This window comes from Calditrichia bacterium (assembly GCA_020634975.1).
GTDB lineage: Bacteria > Calditrichota > Calditrichia > RBG-13-44-9 > J075 > JACKAQ01.
Window position 1 is genome coordinate 363,585 of record JACKAQ010000001.1, and the last position, 22,046, is coordinate 385,630.

The following is a 22,046-nucleotide window of genomic DNA, read 5'->3' on the forward strand; positions in this document are numbered from 1 at the left end:
CAGGGCATTTCCATAAAAGAAAATCAAGAAAATCGAATATTATTTTTTTAGCTAACAGAAACGAGGTAACACTAACATGCTGGATTTAGAATCCTTAAAGACGTTGAAAATCTCGGAGCTTAACCAGATTGCCCAGGAATTGGAAATTCAGGGCACCTCCGGGATGAAAAAACAGGAGCTAATCTTCAAAATTCTCGAAGAACAAACCGCACAGGAAGGTTTGATTTTCTCCGAAGGTGTTTTGGAAGTACTCCCCGATGGCTACGGTTTTTTGCGCTCCCCAAAATTCAATTATCTCCCCGGACAGGATGACATCTACGTTTCGCCCTCACAAATCAAACGATTTGATTTGCGAACCGGCGATATTGTTCAGGGCCAAATTCGTCCCCCGAAAGATAACGAACGGTTTTTCGCATTGCTTCGCGTTGAAGCTGTCAACTATGAAAGCCCGGACAAAAAACGTGACATCACACTTTTTGACAACCTTACACCGATTTATCCGATTGAACGATTGAATCTTGAAGGTGCGTCGAAAGATTACACCATGCGAATCATGAACTTGCTGACGCCCATCGGTAAAGGCCAGCGGGGATTGATTGTATCGCCCCCGCGCGCCGGTAAAACCGTGATTATGCAGAAGTTGGCCAACGCAATTATGCAAAATAATCCGGAAGTAACCATGATTGTTTTGCTCATTGACGAACGCCCGGAAGAAGTAACGGACATGGAGCGCAGCGTAAAAGCAGAGGTCATAGCTTCTACATTTGACGAGCCGCCGGAACGCCACGTTGCCGTTGCGGATATGGTTTTGGAAAAAGCCAAACGCCTCGTTGAATACGGACGCGACGTGGTTATTCTGCTCGACTCCATCACCCGTTTGGCACGGGCACACAACACGGTTGTCCCGCACTCCGGCAAAATCCTTTCCGGTGGTGTGGACTCCAACGCCCTTCGTCACCCGAAGCGGTTTTTCGGCGCTGCCCGAAATATCGAAGAAGGCGGCAGCCTCAGCATCCTCGCAACCGCGCTGGTACAAACCGGATCGCGGATGGACGAAGTGATCTTCGAAGAATTTAAAGGAACCGGTAACATGGAAATTGTGCTCGATCGTCGTTTGGCTGATCGCCGCATCTTCCCGGCTGTCGATATCAACAGCTCCGGTACCCGTAAAGAAGAATTGTTGCTCAACAAAAAAGAACTCGGTCGTGTTTGGGTATTGCGTAAATTGTTGAATGAAATGAACCCCATCGAAGCGATGGAATTCCTGGTTAACAAAATGCGCAGCACACGCAGCAATGACGATTTCCTGAACAGCATGAGCTCATAATATTTTGGGAAACATAGAAAGCAAACAGGCGAGAATTTACATTCTCGCTTGCATTTTCAGCTAATTTGCTTTACCTTTGCCCGGTTTAAACAATGCTCAGAAATTACAAACAGAGGTTTTAAGAAGATGAAAGCAGAAGGTCATCCGAAATATCAAATGGTGGTTTTTAAGGATATCTCCACCGATTTTTCCATTCTGACCCGCTCCACGGTAACATCCAAAGAAACGATTGAGTGGGAAGATGGTAAAGAATATCCGTTGGTCAAGCTGGAATTGTCCAGTGCATCTCATCCGTTCTTTACAGGCAAACAGCATTTGGTGGATACCGCCGGACGTGTTGAAAAATTCCTGAAAAAATACGGCGACCGCCGATAGCAACGATACATTCGAAAATTTTGCGAAACGGAATACCCGAAGTTGGGGTATTCCGTTTTTTGTTTACCGAATAAAAGTTGCCGAAAATCGTTTCCGCAATGCCGTAAAACCAACCCCGATAGATAAAAAACTATGTTAGACAAACTGAAGAACATCGAGCAAAAATTCCAGAAAATCGCTGATGAAATGGCCGATCCGGGCATCGCCAGCGATCACAGCAAATACTCAAAACTGGCGCAAGAATACTCCGATCTCGAGCCGCTGGTGCTGAAATATCGCGAATATCGCGCTGTTTTGAACAGCATTTCAGAATCCAAAAATCTTTTGATGGAATCATCTGACGACGAACTGCGCGAGCTTGCCAAAATGGAATTGGAAGAATCGGAAGATAAAAAAGAGATTCTGACCAAAGAAATTCAACGATTATTGGTACCACCGGACCCGAACGATTTGAAAAACACAATTCTGGAAATTCGTGCCGGCACCGGTGGTGACGAAGCAGCGATTTTTGCAGGTGATTTATATCGCATGTACGCCCGTTTTTGCGAATTGAATCGCTGGAAAATGGACCCCGTAAGTTTAAGCGAAGGTGAACACGGCGGATTTAAAGAAATTATTGTGTCCATCCGGGGTAAAGGCGCATACGGAAAACTGAAATATGAAAGCGGTGTTCACCGGGTGCAACGCGTGCCCGAAACAGAATCGCAGGGACGCATTCACACATCCGCGGCCAGCGTTGTGGTAATGCCGGAAGTGGACGATGTTGACGTGCAAGTTAACCCAAATGATCTGATTATCGATGTATACCGTTCATCCGGACCCGGCGGGCAATCGGTAAATACCACCGACTCCGCAGTGCGGATCACCCACAAACCAACCGGTTTGGTGGTTACCTGTCAGGATGAAAAATCGCAGCTTAAAAATAAAGACAAAGCCCTGAAAGTGTTGAAAGCACGGTTGTACGACATCGAGTTAAACAAACAGCACGACGAAATTTCCAGCCAGCGCCGGAGCATGATTCGCAGCGGCGACCGCAGCGAAAAAATTCGTACCTATAATTATCCGCAGGGGCGCGTAACGGATCACCGGATCGGGCTTACATTGTATCGATTGAATGAAATTATCAACGGCGAAGTGGATATGTTGATCGATGAGCTGCAGCTTGCCGATCAATCCGAGCGGCTAAAAATTGAAATGAATGATGGCGCATGACAAAAATCTGGACTGTCAAAAAAATACTTGATTGGACAAACCAATTTTTTACGGAAAAGCAGGTGCCGGAAGCCCGCCTCAGCGCCGAGTGGCTGCTTGCCGATGTGCTTTCCTGCCGGCGCATCGAACTTTATCTCCAATTTGACCGCATTTTGACACCTGATGAACGCGCCGCTTTTCGCGAATTTGTTAAGCGCCGCGCCGCACGCGAACCCGTTCAATATATTCTCGGCGAAACAGAATTTTACGGATTTCCCATAAAAGTCACGCCGGACGTGCTCATCCCCCGCCCCGAAACAGAATTATTGGTCGATTTTACTGTTGACTATTTTCGGACAAATCAAGATATTCCTCAAGTTATCATGGATATTGGCACCGGCAGCGGTTGCATTGCCATAGCTTTGGCAAAACGTTTGGTGGATGCATCCGTTAGCGCCGTTGATATCAGCGAGGCTGCACTTGCCGTTGCGAAAACGAACGCGGTTTTGAATGATGCAGATATCCATTTTCACCACGCTGATTTTCTGAAAATGGATAATTTGTCAGACAAAAAATTCAGTGTTATTGTCAGCAATCCGCCATACGTCGCAGAAACTGATTGGCCCGGCGTTCAGCCTGAGGTGCGTAATTTCGAGCCAAAAACCGCGCTGCTAGCGGGAAAAGACGGACTGGATTTTTACCGTCAGCTTATTCCGCAACTAAAAAACTGGCTATCGCCGAACGGCGCAGTGTTTCTGGAAGTCGGCTATAACCAGGCTTTGGAAGTAAAGGGATTTTTAGACGAGGCAAACTTTTCCACCGAAATCAAAAAAGATTACCACAACATCGACAGAATCGTTACCGGTACGAAATTGCCGCCGATCCACCGCTAAACGACTGTGTTAAATCTCTCACCATAACAGTTTAACCTGTGTCTTATACCCAAAATTTTTTATCAAAGAGTATCTGAATTACTGGATTTATTATTTGGTACGATATTTGACCATGTTACGACATTGTATATGTGACAGCTGTCACTTAAATTTGGAAATATTTGTCTTCTGAATTTGGTATATGATACATACTCTTTTGGATCAAGCTTCATAAATCAGACGTGACAGTGCACTAATATGGTAATAGATTATTCACAGAATGTGTACGGATTTACAAAAACCATGAAATCAAATCGTTTTGTTAGACATCTTCTCATTTTTGTATCAATAATTGGCTTTTGTCAGACACTATATGCCCAATCACCCGACACAACTCTGGCAAACAGTCTTTATATAAGGGGACTTGAATGTTTCGAAATTGCTAAATATGACAGTTCCATATTTTTTCTAAGCAAAGCGAGTAGCCTTTTTGAATCTGCAGCCATTGAACAAAATACGGATCATTTGCGGGAAAGATATTTGCATTGCCAGAATAAAATCGGCAGTAATTGGCACCGAAAGGGCGAATATGACAAAGCCGAACAAATTCTCCTGAAAACCCTGAAACAGGGAATTGAAAATTTAGGCAACAACCATCTGGTTGTTGCTGAAAGCGCGTATGAACTTGGCTTTGTTTACGGTGAAAAAGGACAAAATGATAAAATGATGGACTTTGCCAAACAGGCGCTGGAAATCAGGGTTTCAATTGTAGGTAGTGACAATTTGCAAACCTCGTCCAGTTATTCGCAACTCGCAATGTGTTTGGGCAACATCGGGGAGATGGATGAATCGCTAAATTATCAATATAAAGCGCTGGAATTAAGACAACGTATTCTCGGGGATGAACATCCGGCAGTCGCAAGCTCCATGAACAATATCGCGGTTTGTTTAAACGCCAAAGGCGATTATCACGAAGCACAAGCATATATTCAGCGCGCCATACATATTCTTGAAACATCAATGAAACGCCAAACGCCTTTTATGGCTATACTATATTTAAATTTGGGCAATTCACTATCCAAAACATCCAGCAATGAAAAGGCATTGGAAGCATTCAAAAAAGCAATGGAGATATTGCTAGATATTTTGGGTAAAAGCCATCCGGAAATTGCTAAAGTTTATAACAATATTGGCGGCGCATATCTTTTAATGGGAAAATATGATGAAGCAATAGCAAATTACCAGTCATCTTTGTCCATGTTTTTGGAAACTGTTGGTGAACAAAACCCAATGGTAGCAGAACCGTATCGCGGGCTTGGGATAGCATACACACTAAAAGGACAACAAAATAAAGCATTAACATACTTGAACCTGGCTTTATTAAATCGAAAGAAATTTTATGGCGAAAAACATTTTCAGGTTGCTGAAATATACCGGTTGATGGGTGATGTTTTTGAGAAACAACAGCAATTTCAGGAGGCCGTAAAATACTATCAAAAAGCCGTTTGCACAGTTTCGAACTCCTTTAATACACCGGATGTATACAGAAATCCATCACCGGGTGACATACAGCTTTATCCGGAATCAATCAAAACCCTTATATCAAAAGCAAATTCATTGTTACAACTGGCAACTCATGGCGATCCGAAAAATAGAACCGCGCTATTAAATGTTGCGCTTTCTACCTCCCGGTTGTCCATGCTGATATTTGACAAAACGCGCAGAGGATTTAGTTCAGAGAAATCCAAGATATATTTAACTTCAAAATCTACAGATGTTTACAGCTCCGGGGTTCATGTTGCCTGGGCGTTGTATCAGTCCAATGAAGATTTGTCCAGTTTTCATGAAATTTTTGAATATATGGAAAAAAGCAAGTCTTCCGTTTTGCTGGAGGCATTAGCAAATTCGAAAGCACGGAATTTCAGCGAATTACCCGACAGCCTTTTGAAAAAAGAAAAATCGCTCAAAATCAAAATGGCAAGTCTTGATACTGAAATTCAAAAGGAATATGAAAAAAGCACGGAAAAACAAAACCGGGAAAATATTGAGTCAAATCAAAAAAAGTTGTTAGCAGTCCGGAAAAGTCATGATGATTTGATCAATAAATTTGAATCGGACTTTCCAAAATATTTTAATTTGAAATACCAAACCAAAACCGCCACGGTTCCTGAACTTCAACACGCGCTGGATGCGGAAACAGCACTTCTGGAATACTATGTTTGTGAAAACGCGTTAATTGTTGCCGCAATCGATAACCAACAATTTAATATTATTTATCAGGCGGTTGATTCAACGTTTCACTTGCAAATTCAAAACTATATTAGCGCTTTGCGTACAATTGATTTTGACAATTATCTCCAATCCGCCACAGCACTTTATCAGACTTTGATATCGCCGGTTGAATCGGTTATCAAAGGCAAAAAGCAACTGGTAATTATTCCGGGTGGAAATTTAAACTATCTGCCCTTCGAAACGCTGATCAAGCGGAACAATCCGGATGCAGATTTTACAACTTTGCCTTACCTCCTCCGGGACTACACTATTTCCTATCATTACTCGGCAACCTTATTTTTAAACACCAATAAAACCGAATATTCAGATATACAACCCTTGTCGTTCGCAGGTTTCGCACCGGTTTTCGCAGATTCAGACACAACTGCCGAAAATGTAAAGAAAGCATCTATTTGGGATTTTATGAAATCCCTTTTGAATTTCAGTTCAGTAAGTATCAATGGAAAAAATTTCTCGGCGTTGAAATATTCAGAAAACGAATTGAAGACAATTGTAAAATTCTATTCCGAGAACAATCTGCCTTCCGTCGGTTATTTTCACAAGAATGCCGATGAAGCGCGTTTCAAAAACCAGAGCGGAAATGCAACCGTAATTCATGTTGCTACACACGGCATTGTAAATGCGGAGAATCCGGCTTTATCGGGATTAATTTTCGCTCAGCCAAATGCGCCATCCACTACCGAGGACGGTATTTTATACGCATCAGAAACTTACAACCTCAATTTAAATGCAAATTTGATTGTGCTTAGCAGTTGTGAAAGCGGTCTGGGAAAATTGGTAAACGGCGAAGGTGTTTTGGCGTTAACCCGCGGGTTTTTATATGCCGGCGCACGAAACATCATCCATTCTCTCTGGAAAGTGAACGATAAACACACCAGCGAATTGATGATTGAACTTTATAGGCAAATTTTAGATGGCAAATCCTACAGCAGTGCATTACGAAACGCAAAGCTAAAATTAATCAGCGAAGAACGCACCGCATTTCCGGCCTCCTGGGCCAGTTTTGTACTCATTGGAGAATAAAACAAACTTTTTTAGCAGGGCTGCTAATATTTTTTCAGGGATCAAATCAAGGTTTTCAGGGATAATAATTTGATAATAATTTTGTGTGTCGTCCGCGCATATTGGGCAGCGTGGTTTTGTGACTTGACAACTATTGTTACACAAAAAAATCAGGGTGATTGGATTCATGGAATTGCAACAACAAATTCAAACCTTTATTGAATTGACAAACGAATATGAGCAGCTTTTTTCCCAGCTAACATTTGGCGAAGAAAGTAATTTTGAAGAAAATAACCATCTGGAATTGCGATCGCTATTGCACCTCGTTGTCGAGCTTCAGGAAGATGTTATCGAATTCCGGTTGAAAAAAATTATTGCGCTGGAAAATCCATATCTATCGCGTATCGATATTGAAAAAGTTCGCCAACGAACCACCCAATGCCAACCTTCGTTCCAGCAACTGAGCAATATTTTTAAATCCCAACGCTCCGAAGTTGCCCGGCTGCTGCAATCGATACCGATCTCCAACTGGCTGCGTTACGGCTTGCTGGAAGGCGAAGGGCATGTCACTTTTCGCGAACTGATTCGCCGCTATTTTGAATTTGACCGCGATTTTTTCCAAATGTTGAAGGAATACGTTCAGCAAAACGAATGGATCAGCTTCGATTAAATTTCCCGCTGTTTTCGCCGCATTTATATATCATCACACCAAATCTTTTGCGTTATTCTGAAAAAAGCTATGTTAACCCTTCAGATCATGCTAAATTTGTGGTCACAAATCGAACTAACACAGCACGTTGTCTCAGAAATACAGCGCCGGCAAAAACAGAAAAGAAGAATATATGACGAAAAAACCATCGCAAAACAAAGATGCAAAAAACCCATTTGAAAAACGAATTGTTGAATTTTTAAAGAAAAAACGCGGAAAAAATTTTTTACGGAAAGAGCTTTCAAAAGCTCTCGGCGTTCACAAAGGTGAATATCATCTGTTTCAGGATGCACTGAACACCCTCTCCAAACGCAAAAAAATTGCCCGACTAAAAGGCGGCGCATTTGCCAGCCTCTCATCCCTCCAAAAAATTCAGGGCGAAATGCAGCTCACCCGCAAAGGTTTCGGTTTTGTAACCGACGAGCGCACCGGTGATGATGTGTTTATCGGCGCCCAAAACCTCAACACGGCGCTCAACGGCGACGTTGTGGAAGTTCAGCTTTTTGGCGTTTCGCGCGGCAAAAGCAAAGAGGGTCAGGTGCTGAACATTGTCAGCCGAAAACATATTCGCTTCGTGGGAACGTATCACAAAAGCGAATATTACGGATTTATGGTGCCGGATAACCCCAAAGTGTACCGCGATTTTTTCATCCCGGAAAAGAAGGCATTGGATGCCAAAAACGGGCAAAAAATTGTGGTAGAACTGGAAAAATGGGAAACCAACATGCTGAATCCGGAAGGCCGGGTGGTGCAGATTTTGGGCTTCCCGGATGATCCGGGTGTGGATGTTACATCCATCGTTATCAGTCACGGGCTGGACACCGAATTTGAGAAATCGCTGGAACACAACGTTAACCAGATGCAGCTGGAAATTACGGAGGAAGAACTTTCCCGCCGGCTGGATCTGCGGGATAAACAAATATTTACGATCGATCCACCCGATGCAAAAGATTTTGACGACGCCATTTCGCTGGAAGAACTTGAGAATGGCAATGTGCAGCTTGGCGTGCACATCGCAGATGTGAGCCACTTTGTTACAGCAGATGACGAGTTGGACAAAGAAGCCATGTTGCGGGGCACCAGCGTGTATCTGGTGGACCGGGTGATCCCGATGTTGCCGGAACACCTCTCCAACGAGTTGTGCAGCCTGCAGCCGGAATCCGATCGCCTCACCTACAGCTGTATCATGGAAATTTCCTCAGCCGGCGAAGTGGTGGATTATAAAATTGTCGAAACCATTATCCACAGCAAACGGCGATTCACTTATCAGGAAGTGCAGGATATTATCGATAATCCGGATGCTACCGATAATTACGCACCGGTAATTCGCAAAATGCACAAACTCAGCCGCCAACTCCGCGACAAACGATTCGATCACGGCAGCATCGATTTTACGACGCCGGAAGTCAAATTTATTCTGGACGACAAAGGTTTCCCGATCGACATCGTTCCCGTCCGGCAAATGCACAGCAACGAATTGGTTGAAGAATTTATGCTCATCGCCAACCAGACCGTTGCCAAACACATCCACAATATTGCCTCCGGCAAAAAAAATTACCCGTTTATTTATCGGGTTCACGAAAAACCGGATTCCGAAAAACTGCACAAATTCCAGAGTTTTTTAAATGCGCTGGGCTACAAAGTGCGGCTGAATTTTAACATCTCCCCCAAAGAATTTCAGCAAACGCTAAAAAGCGTATCCGAAGGCAAAGATGAAGTGATCATCAAAGAAGTGGCGCTGCGAACGATGATGAAAGCCCAATATTCGCCGAATAACGCGGGACACTTTGGACTGGCGTTCCAATATTATTCACATTTTACATCGCCCATTCGCCGCTATCCCGATCTGATTGCCCATCGATTGTTGAAACTTTACAACGAAAGCGCACCAACGTTCAAACAAGTTCGCGAGTTCAACAAACAACTGAAAGAGATTTGCCAGATTTCCTCCACACAGGAGCGAAAAGCGTTGGAAGCTGAACGCGAAAGCATCCGGTTGAAGCAGGTGGAATGGCTGTCCAAACATGCGGATCAGGAATACGACGGCTTGATTTCCGGCGTAACCTCGTTCGGAATTTTTGTGGAAACCATCCCGTATTTGATCGAAGGGTTGATTCGCATCGAAAATCTGGCGGATGACTACTATATTTTTGATGAAAAAACCTATTCGATGACCGGCAAAGATACCGGCAGGGAGCTGCGGCTCGGCGATGCTGTCCGGGTACGGGTTGCCAATATCAACCGGGAACGCAACGAGGTAGATTTTGCATTTGTGGAAGATACGCCCAAATCCTAAAAAACTGATTTTTATCGACAAAGCCCGGTAACCGTTGGTGAGTTACCGGGCTTTTTTTATGATCAATTGTGCAACAGTTTGCCGTGGTATACCGCTGTTGTGTGTTCATTTGTAAACAGTATTTTGGGATTTTTTTAGAACAAAAGACACAACATCTGCGTTTAAATCTTTCAATCTTTTGATCTTTGCAAACTTTCTAAATCGTTATTTTTTATGAGCATACGTGAAAATTGTTTTCGCAGAAACTGTTTCCGACAACGCCAGCCTGACAAAAGTGTGTGTTTGTAAAACAATTTTACAACTCTCCGGGTGTTTCATTCGCAAAATTGAATATTTTAGCAGTTTTATTTCGGCAAAACGATTGTTTCTGATATGAAGCTGAGATAATCCGAGCGCTTTTCGATATCAGATAAAAACTTCATTAACCATTGTTTTTAATCACTTTAGAGAGACAAAATATACCAGATTTATTTACTGATACAATCGAATTTGATGTTTTTCGCCCGTATGTGGCACAGTAGTTGTAAAATACTGGAATGCCGGCATTTGTAATTACAGGTAAGTTCAAAAACGGAATTAAGGCGTTTGGTGAGAAAGAAACTAAAACGAAGGAGCGTGCAATGAGGGATCAATCGAAATGCGGTCCATTCTGTCAAGTAACAGAATTCCTCAAAAGCAATCGCAATATTTATATATTGTTGTTCATAAGTATTTGTATCAGCAGCAGTTACGCAGCTGATATCCGCAGCGTAAAAAGCGGTTTTTGGTCAGAAACATCAACCTGGGATAGCGGTCAGGTTCCCGGCAATGGCGACAACGTTGTGGTGGATAGCGGTCATGTGGTTACATATAACGTGCAATCCAGCGAAGCAATTCGTCTGCTGCTCATTCGCGGAAAATTGACTTTCTCCCGAACAGAAAATACCCAATTAGATGTTGGAATGATTTTTATCACCACACGGGAGTCTGTGGATCCCAACGAGGACTGTTCGATGCATATGCACGGTCCGATGTGGATGGATGCTCCCAAACCGGCTTTGGAGGTTGGTTCGGTGGACAAACCGATTCCCAACGGCGTAACAGCCCGCATACGGCTGGTCTATTTTTCTGGAATAGATCCAAATTGTTCGCCGGGAATCATTTGTTACGGCGGTAGTATGGATTTTCACGGAGCCCCAATAAATAAAACCTGGACAAAACTTGCCCAATCTGCTCCGGAAGGTGCCACTACTATCAAATTAAGTGATGCGGTTGACTGGAAGGTCGGTGATCACATCGTTATTACTCGCAGCCAGCGTGTTCCCGGTAACAGCGTAAGCCTTGGCTCTTTCCGAACGAACGGGCGGCAGCAGAGTGAAGAGCGCTTTATCAGCGCCATCAACGGAACGGTAATTACTTTGGATGCTCCGTTGAACAATGATCACCCGCGTTTTGTTAATCGATACGCCGCCGAAGTTGCCAACCTCAGCCGGAATGTGGTGGTAGAATCGAAAGATCCCAACGGCGAACGGGGTCACACCATGTATCACCACGGCAGCCAGGGCAGCATCAGCTATGCGGAATTCCGGCATCTCGGGAAAGACGGCGTGCTGGCGCGATACCCGATTCACTTCCACAAAATGCGCAACTCCATGCGCGGTAGCAGCGTTATCGGCGCGTCGATCTGGGATTCGCACAACCGTTTTGTGACGATTCACGGCACGGATTACATTGTGGTTCGCGATTGCGTGGGCTTTAAATCGATCGGTCACGGTTATTTTATGGAAGATGCCACCGAGGTGTATAATTTCCTCGAAAACAATCTCGCGATACTCACATACGATTCTGACCCATTGCCCGATCAGGCACTGGATTTCGATCCGAACGACGGCGCAGGATATTGGTGGGCGAACGGACGCAACGCATTTATCAATAATATCGCTTCCGAAACGGATGATTACGGTTTCCGTTTCGAAATTCCGGAAGGTTTTTACGAATCTATTTTGCAGCCGGACGGAACCATCCAAACCGGTGTTGAAGTGAATTCACTATCGTTCATTCGTTTCAAAGGGAACGAAGTGCACGGGACAATGAAATACGGCATCCGTTTTGACGGACACCCGGACCAGAAAGATCCGCTGGTCATCGAGGACATGAACATCTGGCAAGTGTGGTATGCTTTTCGACCGGATATGTATAATTATTACATCAAAAACCTGAATATCTGGAACACCGCTTACGGATTTTATGGGCGGGAACCCGGTGCAGGCAGGGTGGAAGGTTACACTGCAACCCACATCGGGAATTATGTTGCCGGTTTTCAGGATTCGCCACAAGGTTTGATCACGTTTGAAAATGTAACTGCGGACTCCGTTGGTGAATATCCCATCCGCATTTACGGGCAAGAAGAACGCAACGAAAGCTGCGATGTGCACTTCCGCAACCTCTCGCTATCCAATGTTTCCGATGGCTGGGACGGTGCGCGGGCACAGAATCCCAAAGAATCGCCGGCGCTAACGCTATATTTGCATGACTTTTTCGGCACGAACATCGATGCTAAAGTGATTCCCGATAACCAAAGCCGCAGCGACGGGTTGGATTATCTGAATCTATCGCCACGATTTGATGGCGTGAAAGTAGCGCGCACAAATGTTGGATTTCCGGCAAATCCCATCGAAGTGATCGACAATTTGCCGCCGGCAACAGTAATTTTGTATCCCCGGAACGGTCAGGTTTTTGATACGCAAACCAGCCAGATTGTTGTGCGCGGAACCTGTATCGATGGCAGCAACATCACTTCGCTAAAAGTAAACGGTGTGCCGGTAACACCGCTGGCGGATAATTTTTCGCGCTGGCAAGTTACGTTGTCCAACTTTTCATCGAGTGATTACGATATCATTACCGAAGCGAAAGATGAGCACGGCAACATCGAGCTGACGCCGCACAAAATTACCATCGGGTTTGGCACCTTCCCCACCGCTACGGACGACGATCCGCAGGAGCCAGTGAATGCAACAACCTATCAGTTGCACGATAACTACCCGAACCCGTTCAACCCGGAAACCACGCTGCGCTACACCGTTAGCGGCACTTCCGGCGCACCCAGCGAAATTCGCATCACTATTTTTGATGCACTGGGTCATCGCGTTCGCGAACTGGTGAATACCGTTCAAAATTCCGGTGATTATTCGGTTGTGTGGAATGCGCGGAATGATGATGGCGAGCAAGTTGCTTCCGGTTTGTATCTCTATCAATTTTCAGCAAAAAATATTCAGAATGGCCAGACATTCCGGGAAATCCGGAAAATGTCTCTCGTTCGTTAACGGGAACATTCCGTCATGCCAGGAAAAGAGAAAGCCGGACAGCGTATGTCCGGCTTTTTTATTTCCCAAAATTTCAGTTATTCATAAAAACGGGACTTTTTTTTGATGCCAAATACCCGTTTGTCCGCAAAAAGCCGTTTATTTCATCCTGATATGGCGATGCGTTTAATAATTGTTCCAAATATTCCGATTTGACAGAGTCCCGACGCCATTTGCCAATCGATGACGGATCAAAATTGCGAAGCTTGTGCATGTATTCAATCATTGTGCCGGCATCTTTACCCAACAACTCCACATTGTCTTTGAGCCTGGCAATAGATTGCACCCCGATTTTTTTCCGCAATCCAATAGTTTCGATCATCAGTTTTTCAACTTTTTCCGGATGGTTAACCACATCTTCAAATCGGATCGTCATTTTCCGGGGATAATCGCCCAGCAAATCGAACATCATGTTTGCTGCGTTTATGGATGCATCCCAAATTTCCGGCGTTACGTAATACGGGCTATCCGAAAGTTTGTGGCTGCTGGTCAGCACATCCCGCGGATCGCGAACGATGTGGATGAGAAAAACATTATTTTCCCGAACATAATCGACGGTTTTGTGGACTACTTTTTCATTAAACCACCATTTGGAGCGCTTTGTTACCATAAAATGGCGACTTGCGGTGTCTTTTAATTCCCAATATTTTTGAAAACATTCTTTCAGCCCGGGGGAATCCCAGGGTTGGCATTCTTTATCAAACAGCAGTGTATTTTCAAACGCGCTGAATGCGTAATGGAGCATCGTGGTTCCGGATCGCGCACAACCGACGATGTGAACCCGGTCAACGTAAGAATTCTCCAACAGATACCGTTTCATCCGTTCTTTGATAGAAAATTTCATCTCTGAAATTCGCATTCGGAATATTCCTTTCAATCGCACGAAAAAGTTGATTTTTTCGCACATCTCTCAAGTTTCAGTGTTGAAAGTGAACCCATCTCATTCCGTTATGAAAAGTTCATTTACTAATTTCAACATCCGAAATTAACAGTCTGTATTTTACAATTACGCTTTTGATAAGTTACAATATTGTAAAATAAAATAAAAGAGTGGGCAGTTTCAAATTCAAAAAAAATTGCAGTTCTTACCCGTTCATCAAACCAGCTTCAATTCTTCACAAAACCTAAGTCATATTTTATCAATTATTTAGAAGTAGAATGTGTTATATTGTATGTGCCTAATTCGCCATTCACACTTGCCGGACCGATGTTTTCGAACCGTTACAAGTTTACCAAATGGTGGATTCTTTTGTTGGTTTAGTGTTAATTTTTTTAACTGAAAGGAAAATATTATGGAAAGCACCAGTGCAGTTGGCATATATATCGACGCAGCAAATTTGCAAATCAACGGTGGTTATGGCATGAAATTCGACATTTTACGCGAATTCGCCTGTCACGATAACGGCAAAGCAGTGCGATTGAATATTTACGTTACGTATGACGAAGAACGTGCAAGAAAAGATAATTCGTATCGGGTAAAGACCCAAAATTACTTTCGAACACTGCGCGATTTTGGGTACAAAGTGATCATCAAAAAATTTAAATGGTACCGGGATGAGGAAGGGCAACGATATGCCAAAGCAAATGCAGACCTGGATATGGCGGTGGATGCTTTGCTGCAATCCGAAAATCTGGAACGGATTTTGATGTGCACCGGCGATGGCGATTTTGTTCAGGTAATCAGGGCATTGCAAAACAAAGGCTGCCGGCTGGAGGTATTGGCTTTCAGCAATGTTTCCGCGGATTTACGTGCAGAGGCAGATGAATATTTTTCCGGCTATCTCGTTCCCAATTTATTGCCGGTAAAATCCAAAAATACTATCCAATGGGGAGATGTGAACTCACGGGTTCGTGGCACTTGCTACCATTTTAATCAGGAAGAACACTACGGTTTTTTACGATTCATGAAATTTATGAAAGAAAATTTATGGATCACCGATACCCGGCGCAGCGATTCGCCATATGATTCCGCGTTCATTCACGAATCAGATATAGGGCGGCAAATAAATACCGACCTGCTCCCCAATCACGACACTGTTTTTGAATTTGACATCGTAAAAACCAAAGATGGCCTGCAAGCCAAAAATGTAGAAATCATTGTTTGATTTGCGAAAACTTGCACAATTCGCGAATAATTATTGCTGCGCCTCGCGAATCTCGCTAAATTACTGATGGCTCTGACGACACCAACCTTCCCGGATACCGCATTCCGGTGATCCGGGAATTGCGATAAAACAACGCAAAACAGGGAAAGGAGGAGCCATGCGCTACGAAAAGATCAAATCCATTATTGATCATGCGCGCGAATTCCACCGTATGATTGCCGAATATTATCACACCCAAAGCGATCTCGCAGACATCCCCCGTGTCAAAATGTTGCTGGAATATCTGGAACATCACGAGCGTTCGATCGAAAAAATCCTGTCCGATTACGAAACCGATGCAGCGCAGAAAGTGCTCAAGAGCTGGTCAAAATACAGCCCTTGCGAACAGAAACTGGAAGAATTGCGCAAGATGCTCAACAATCCGGCGACAAATGAAGAGGAAATTGTCCGTCAGGCAATTGTAATGGACGACTGTTTGCTGGATCTGTACCGGCAATTGGCGAAACAGACCGATAATTCGTCTGTAAAGGAAATTCTGGAAAATATGCTCTCGCTGGAGGAACACGAGCTACGGAATCTGGTGCGGGATTCGTTGCGGCTTTATGAATTGTGATGATCAATTTTCAACGCAGAAACCGGTTCAGCACCGAACTTATGGAGAACGGGCAACACGTTCTGGTTTACCCAAAGCGCTTTGAGATGGGTATCGAAGACAAATTGTTTGTACACCCGGTCAACCCAGTAATACAGCATCGCGGGGTAAACGGGAATTTCATCTGTGCCGGTTTCTGCAAAATAATTTGAATAAATGGCAAAAAAATCTTTGGGCAACTGATCAGATTTTAGCACCAAATCCGGCAGCGAAAATCCGTTCCGCAATCGGAGGCATTTGCCGGCCAAACTGGCGATGTCCACCAATGTCATACCGGCAGCTTCGCTCATATCCCAATCGATAAAACCGGTGAGTTTCCTGTTTTTGTCGAACAGACAGTTGCCAATTTTAAAATCACCATGGCACAGCGCAATCAGCACTTTTTTTCTCGTAAACGCATCCAGTAAAAGCGATTCGATTTTTAGAAAATGTTCCGCATATTCGGGAATGTGGTGGATAATCGCATCTAATTTCGGCTTTAGTTGATTTGCATGCGTATATTCGTCAAAAACAGTTATTTGTCCTGTTTTTTGGTGAACTTGTTGAATGCTATTTTGTGCTTCGCGATAAATTTCGCGGGCAATATTTATGTTTTTTTCGCGAAATTGTTTTTCCGCAGAACCACCGGGAACGCCTGTTTCCACAAACACCGGAACGTCCGCGTCGATCCCTTCAACCGGTTTCGGAACGGCGTGAATACCGTTCAATGATAGCTGGTTCAAGGTATCATTTTGCGCATTAAGTCGCTCAATTGCTTCGTTTGTAAATGGAAAACGGATGAAAAAATCGCTGTTCCCCACCTGCAACCGGATAATCAAAATATTGGTCGTTGAAATGTAAATCTGGCGAACGTGTTTCCGAAGTTCTGGCGAAAAAGGCTGACGCAAAGTTTTGGCAATAATGCGATCCAGCAGTGTGGGCTGTACGGCACCGTTCTCATCCGGTTTTGCGGCAACAATTACCCGCTGATGCGGCTGGCAATAAAACGCACCACGCTGCACCAGCCAGCGTTTTACCCCGGAATCGCTGGAAGCCGGAACAGTCGTTTGGAATCCCGGTGCAACCAAATATTTGGGTTTCTTCAAATCCGGATCGACCAAATAATACCATTGCGATTGAAATTGGTTTTTTTTGAGTGTATCCAGTACTTTGCCGGAAAGATGTCTCAAATCACTGGCTGATTTGAGGTGCATCGGCATATTTTTGATGGCTTCGCCAGTGGAATGTGACCAATCCAGAATGAGCAGCGAACCACCCGGCGCGAGGAGGTCTGTGGCTATTTTTACAAATTCGTCCGGCGATTTTCCGGAAAGATCGATGATAACGTTATCAAACCGGGCATCGAAATGTTGTAATTCTGCCAGTTTTCCGGTTCGATTGGTTTCGTTTTCCACGCTTGAATATTTGATATCGACAATCGTAACTTCCTGATGCAAGGTGCTGTAATCAATAGATTTACGCGCTGCATGATTGGTGATGACGAGGCTTTTGCCACCATTTTGGAGCTGGCCAAAATAAAAAAATGGCAAAAAAGTATGTGCGTTATCCAAATATTTCATCGTTTTCTCTATTTTACTGCTCATTTTAGCGATTGTTTGTGGCTGAAACAATATAAATTCCCAACTTTGAACCACCAGTTTGATCAATTTGCCGCAGAATTACTGATGTAAGTCATCGTCAATATTGTTCAAATCTATTACCAAAATTGCAACAAATGTAATAATGATAAACAAAAAACCCCTGCCAAATATGACAGGGGTCGCCGGATAATAATCATGTTTTTTATAGAATCGCTCAGAATTATTTCAATAAACCGCAAAGTTTTGCTTCCATTAACGAAAGCGGTAATCCCAACGACACATTAAATCGGTGCAGCGCAAAACGGTCTGTTTGTCCGTTGTTGAATAACGGAATTTGTGAGAACGCACATTTGTAACCCAATTTTTTTAGCTGAGTTTTGTGCAATTCGGAAAAATTGTCCGATTCACCATTGGGATAGCTCATTGTGAAGCATTCCTGTGCGGTGGCTTTTTCCAGCAACTCTTTGGAGAGCTTCAGTTCTTCCCAACTTTCAGATTCCGAAAGTGTGGAAAGCATGGAATGTGTGTGGGTGTGTGCGCCAATATGTTGCCCCGCTTTAACCATCCCTTTAACTTCGTCCCATGTCATAAATAAATAGCGCTCTTCTTCATCCGGTAGCATATCTGCCGGGACATCCGATAGCTGGCTGCGAAGGCAAGCCATCGCCTCGTCGCGTTCGGCTTTGGGCGCGAGTTTGAGCTTTTTCCGGATGATTTGCGATGCATTTGCCCGGTCAGTTGTGGTAACCAATGGCAAAACGAGCTTATCTGCCCAGCCGAGCATCAGTTCTTTTTGTTTTGTGTTGTTTAACAGGCGGGTTACTTCTTCCGTCCATAAAAAATCTCGGGTGCCAATTAAGCCTGTGGAAATAAAAAAGCAACCTTCGATACCATATTTCTGCAATATCGGCACGGCATATCGATAATTATTTCTGAAACCGTCATCAAATGTGATCAAAAAGCCACTGCTGGTATCCACATCCGGATGGCAGAAATCCGCCGCCTTTAGCGGACGATAATTTTTTAGCAAAAATTGAATTTGTTGATCAAACTGGCGGGTCGTTACAAAATTACGATATTCATATTCCGAACCACCACTGGGAATTTCCGGTAAAATACCGTGATAAGTTAACACCAACGCTTTTTTCTGATTGATTCGGCGATAAGATGAGTAAACACCTGTTAAGCCCAATGCGCTAAATAAGCCACTCTTATATCCGTATTTCATCTACTTCTCACTCCTTGAAATGGAATTCCGCAGTTTTCGGAACCCGGCACGACTTCCTGATTCGGTTACTTTATTCATGCTTTATAAAACAACTATTTTATAAATTCTGTCTATGTTGATGATCGTATTTTCGGAGTAAAACTATATAAAATCGGGCAAATTTGTATGATTTAATTCACTTTTGAGAAATTTATGATTGTATTATTATGAATCACATTAATAATAAACCAATGCTATCGCACAAAACATACACTGCATTTTCGTAAATCTATACAAATTAATCAAATTAAAAGTTACAGATTTGGTAATATCCAGCTACATTTTTGCTGCTTTTAATACCCCCATTTTAACGGAATTAGCTGTCAATTAATCGATTCAGGATGCTTAATTCGCGGCGCAGTACCCATGTGTTATAAAGGCGTTCAGGGAGGTTGAATTTCCAAAATCGGGTGATATTTGCCAAATGTGTTAAAATATGTCGAATAAGCAGTAGTTTGAACATCATTTTTTCGGTGGCGTTTGCATCACCAAAGCCGCTCAACAACATCTGCTGAATCCGCCGGATAGTCGATTTACTGAATTGCGGTTTAAACGTAAGCAATTCCAGTTGAAAATATAACTTGCTGACATCCAGCAAATATGAGCCATCAACCAGTCGCCCAAAATCCAAAACGGTGACAATATCATTTTTTATCAGAATGTTACCGGGGTTGAAATCGCTGTGGTTCACCGTAACCAGCAATTCATTTTCCGGCACTTGAGAAATTTGCTCCTGAAAATAGTTGCGAACTTTGGGAGACAATCCAGCGGGAAATTGCCGTCGCGGATCTTCCAGCAGTTTCTCCAATCGCACATTTACGTAATCAACAAGCTCATTCAAATTGTAGTTTTTATTGGGAATTAGCATTTTTTGCTGTTTAAAATTCAGCCATTCTCCAACCATAAAAACCTGTTTATCCAGTTGTTGGGATTTGGTGGTACCTGCAAGAAGGTGTGCGCTTTGGAGTAAAATTTGGAACAGGTTTTCGCCGGTAGATTCTTCGGTAACGGTGATAGATCGTTCAGGCATATCCAACACGGGGCGAACGACCCGGAATCGATGCGAATCTGAAAAATGGGTGTACCAATAATGTGCAGCTTCCATGTCCTGACAAATTTTTTCGTGATGCCGTTGGACCGTCCGACCATCCTGCAGCCGGTATTTTTTGATAAAAACGATCGATTCATTTTTATCGCCAATTACCCGGCATCTCCCAACAACTGAAAACGGGCGGTGCATTACTTTTAGTATTTGCAATTTTCGAAATCGCCCGATCTCGAGGTTTTGCTCCCATTCTTCTTGCGTAATTTCAGCAACAACCTGATCGAAATCCGGTTGTTCCATCGGTAATGCGATCAATTGCGGTTATCCGTCAGGTTTGCGCTTTCTGCAGAAAGCGGTGGTTCAACTGTTTTTGCCGGCGCTTCGATATCCGGTGTCGGTTTCACCGGTTTTTTCGATTTATTTTTTACAAATGGCAAGTTTTTAATTACCGGGATTTTGCGGGCGGTTTTTCGCAAATCTTTGGTCAGGTCTGTAATGATTTCGTCAATATCCTGAAAACGGATCACATAATGCGATCCGAACAGCGCAATCATTGACAACACGCTGATCAGGGCAAACATTATGAGACTGGTTTCACCTAAAAGCGGTTCAACAAATATTTTCAATGCCCACAACAATGCAATCTGAATTCCTCCGTAAACAATGGCGGAGCGCTGCGCACCAAAAAAATGCCAGACATTCAGCGGTAATTTTTTAGCGGTGAGGCTCATCGTGAGCAACAAGCGGATAACGGAGGCAAAGACGATACCGATTGCAACACCTGCAATCGTTCCAAAATAAAAAATGCCACCCAAAACACCGAGTGTTAATATCGCTAAATATAAAATATCTCTGCGGGTATTATTCCCAATATAGCCGGTGGCTTTTAACAATGGTTGAAAAATGAGGGTAAAAGAATCAATTAGTCCGGAAATACACATAATTTGCAGCGGTATTATGGTTTCCATCCATTTTTCACCGTAAAGATTTACGATCAACGATGGGGATGCAAAAAACAACCAGATCATCAGCGGATAGGTTACGACCGATAGATGCCGGGTAACCTGCAATAATCCGCGAATCAGGCGATCGCTATCATCCTGCAATCGTGAATAAGTGGAATATGCAACGGTATTCATTTTGCGAACGAGCCGTTTGCGCGGCATACTCATCAGGTCAAAAGCGCGTTCATAAAAACCGAGTGCAGTTGCACCCAAAAATTTCCCGATGAAAAAGTAGTCTACTTTATTGATGCCGTAAGTAACATATGCATTTACATACATCCATAATCCGAATGAAAACGTATCTTTGAGTGCCCATTTTTTGTATCGGAATTTAGGTTTCCAATCCGAAAAACGCAGCGCATAACGAATTGCAGAAGAGCGACTGGCAAGACTTCCCGCAACTTCGCCCCATACCAACGCCCAAACACCGTAACCCATTACTGCCAAGCCAATTGCAACCACAATAGTTGCAATTTTGCTGATCGTATGCGAAAATGCCAACTCCTTAAATCGCAAATTGCGCCGCAAAATTGCCGTCGGAACCGCCGAAAAAGCCTGTAAAACAAAATCGATCGCTATTACCCATAATATGGGTATTAGTACGGGCTTTCCAAAGAATTCCGCGTAGTGTGGCGCACCAAAAAACACCACTGCCGACACAAAAGACATGGTAAGCATGTTCGTCCAAAAAACCGTGTGGTAGTGGTCATCCTTGATATCTTTTATCTGAACCAAAACAGAGGTTAAACCAAATTGGGTCAACCGTCGGGAAAACTGAATGGCAATGGAAGCCAGCCCCATCAACCCAAAATCATCAGGGAAGAGAATCCGGGCTAAAATAATACTGCTGCCAAAACGCAGAAAAAATTCTGCGGCTTCGGCAAACACGACCCAATAGAAAGCTTCCTTGCCTTTTCTGCCATAATCTTCTTTTGACAATTTTGCTCCTTAAAAACAGCGTAAACAGCAACTTACAGCATGTAATAAA

Annotated in this window: 15 protein-coding genes; 10 read left to right on the forward strand and 5 right to left on the reverse strand. The window is 43.6% G+C overall.

The window, feature by feature from the left end; all coding sequences use genetic code 11:
* Positions 1-76: 76 nt before the first annotated feature.
* The 8 genes from rho to H6629_01525 all read left to right on the forward strand — a co-directional run bounded on the left by rho (position 77) and on the right by H6629_01525 (position 13,366).
* Positions 77-1,327: a transcription termination factor Rho gene (rho, locus tag H6629_01490; GenBank protein MCB9066471.1), complete on the forward strand. Its 1,251-nt coding sequence runs from the start codon at positions 77-79 to the stop codon at positions 1,325-1,327.
* A 126-nt stretch (positions 1,328-1,453) separates the two neighbouring features.
* A complete protein-coding gene (locus tag H6629_01495; protein ID MCB9066472.1) occupies positions 1,454-1,702 on the forward strand; it encodes a type B 50S ribosomal protein L31 in 249 nt (82 codons plus the stop codon).
* A 132-nt stretch (positions 1,703-1,834) separates the two neighbouring features.
* Entirely contained in the window at positions 1,835-2,914 is a 1,080-nt protein-coding gene (gene prfA, locus H6629_01500) for a peptide chain release factor 1 (protein MCB9066473.1), read from the forward strand.
* On the forward strand, positions 2,911-3,786 hold the full coding sequence (prmC, locus tag H6629_01505; GenBank protein ID MCB9066474.1) for a peptide chain release factor N(5)-glutamine methyltransferase: 876 nt from the start codon (positions 2,911-2,913) through the stop codon (positions 3,784-3,786). Before prfA ends, prmC begins: the two co-directional genes overlap by 4 nt.
* A gap of 282 nt (positions 3,787-4,068) precedes the next feature.
* The gene (locus H6629_01510) at positions 4,069-7,080 is read left to right on the forward strand and encodes a CHAT domain-containing protein (protein ID MCB9066475.1); all 3,012 of its coding nucleotides are present in this window, start codon (positions 4,069-4,071) and stop codon (positions 7,078-7,080) included.
* A gap of 166 nt (positions 7,081-7,246) precedes the next feature.
* Positions 7,247-7,729 carry a hypothetical protein gene (locus H6629_01515; protein MCB9066476.1) on the forward strand — a complete coding sequence of 161 codons (483 nt, stop codon included), beginning with the start codon at positions 7,247-7,249 and terminating at the stop codon, positions 7,727-7,729.
* 172 nt (positions 7,730-7,901) lie between these two features.
* Positions 7,902-10,064 carry a ribonuclease R gene (gene rnr / locus H6629_01520; GenBank protein MCB9066477.1) on the forward strand — a complete coding sequence of 721 codons (2,163 nt, stop codon included), beginning with the start codon at positions 7,902-7,904 and terminating at the stop codon, positions 10,062-10,064.
* Between the two features lie 620 nt (positions 10,065-10,684).
* Positions 10,685-13,366 (forward strand): T9SS type A sorting domain-containing protein, encoded by a 2,682-nt coding sequence (locus H6629_01525; protein MCB9066478.1) that lies wholly within the window; start codon positions 10,685-10,687, stop codon positions 13,364-13,366.
* A gap of 73 nt (positions 13,367-13,439) precedes the next feature.
* Here H6629_01525 and H6629_01530 read toward each other — a convergent pair whose 3' ends face one another.
* Complete coding sequence (locus H6629_01530; GenBank protein ID MCB9066479.1) at positions 13,440-14,264, reverse strand: sulfotransferase domain-containing protein; 825 nt, start codon at positions 14,262-14,264, stop codon at positions 13,440-13,442.
* A 433-nt stretch (positions 14,265-14,697) separates the two neighbouring features.
* On the opposite strand from H6629_01530, the gene H6629_01535 reads away from it, so the two are divergent.
* A complete protein-coding gene (locus H6629_01535; protein MCB9066480.1) occupies positions 14,698-15,510 on the forward strand; it encodes an NYN domain-containing protein in 813 nt (270 codons plus the stop codon).
* A 157-nt stretch (positions 15,511-15,667) separates the two neighbouring features.
* Entirely contained in the window at positions 15,668-16,123 is a 456-nt protein-coding gene (locus H6629_01540; GenBank protein MCB9066481.1) for a hypothetical protein, read from the forward strand.
* Here H6629_01540 and H6629_01545 read toward each other — a convergent pair.
* From H6629_01545 to H6629_01560, 4 genes are all read right to left on the reverse strand, one after another.
* Positions 16,111-17,745: an aminoglycoside phosphotransferase family protein gene (locus H6629_01545; protein ID MCB9066482.1), complete on the reverse strand. Its 1,635-nt coding sequence runs from the start codon at positions 17,743-17,745 to the stop codon at positions 16,111-16,113. The genes H6629_01540 and H6629_01545 overlap by 13 nt on opposite strands.
* A 217-nt stretch (positions 17,746-17,962) precedes the next feature.
* Positions 17,963-18,970, reverse strand: coding sequence for a polysaccharide deacetylase family protein (locus H6629_01550; protein MCB9066483.1), 1,008 nt, complete (start codon positions 18,968-18,970; stop codon positions 17,963-17,965).
* A gap of 355 nt (positions 18,971-19,325) precedes the next feature.
* A complete protein-coding gene (locus tag H6629_01555) occupies positions 19,326-20,369 on the reverse strand; it encodes a phosphotransferase (protein MCB9066484.1) in 1,044 nt (347 codons plus the stop codon).
* Positions 20,366-21,997: a lipopolysaccharide biosynthesis protein gene (locus H6629_01560; GenBank protein MCB9066485.1), complete on the reverse strand. Its 1,632-nt coding sequence runs from the start codon at positions 21,995-21,997 to the stop codon at positions 20,366-20,368. Before H6629_01560 ends, H6629_01555 begins: the two co-directional genes overlap by 4 nt.
* Between the last annotated feature and the right edge of the window lie 49 nt (positions 21,998-22,046).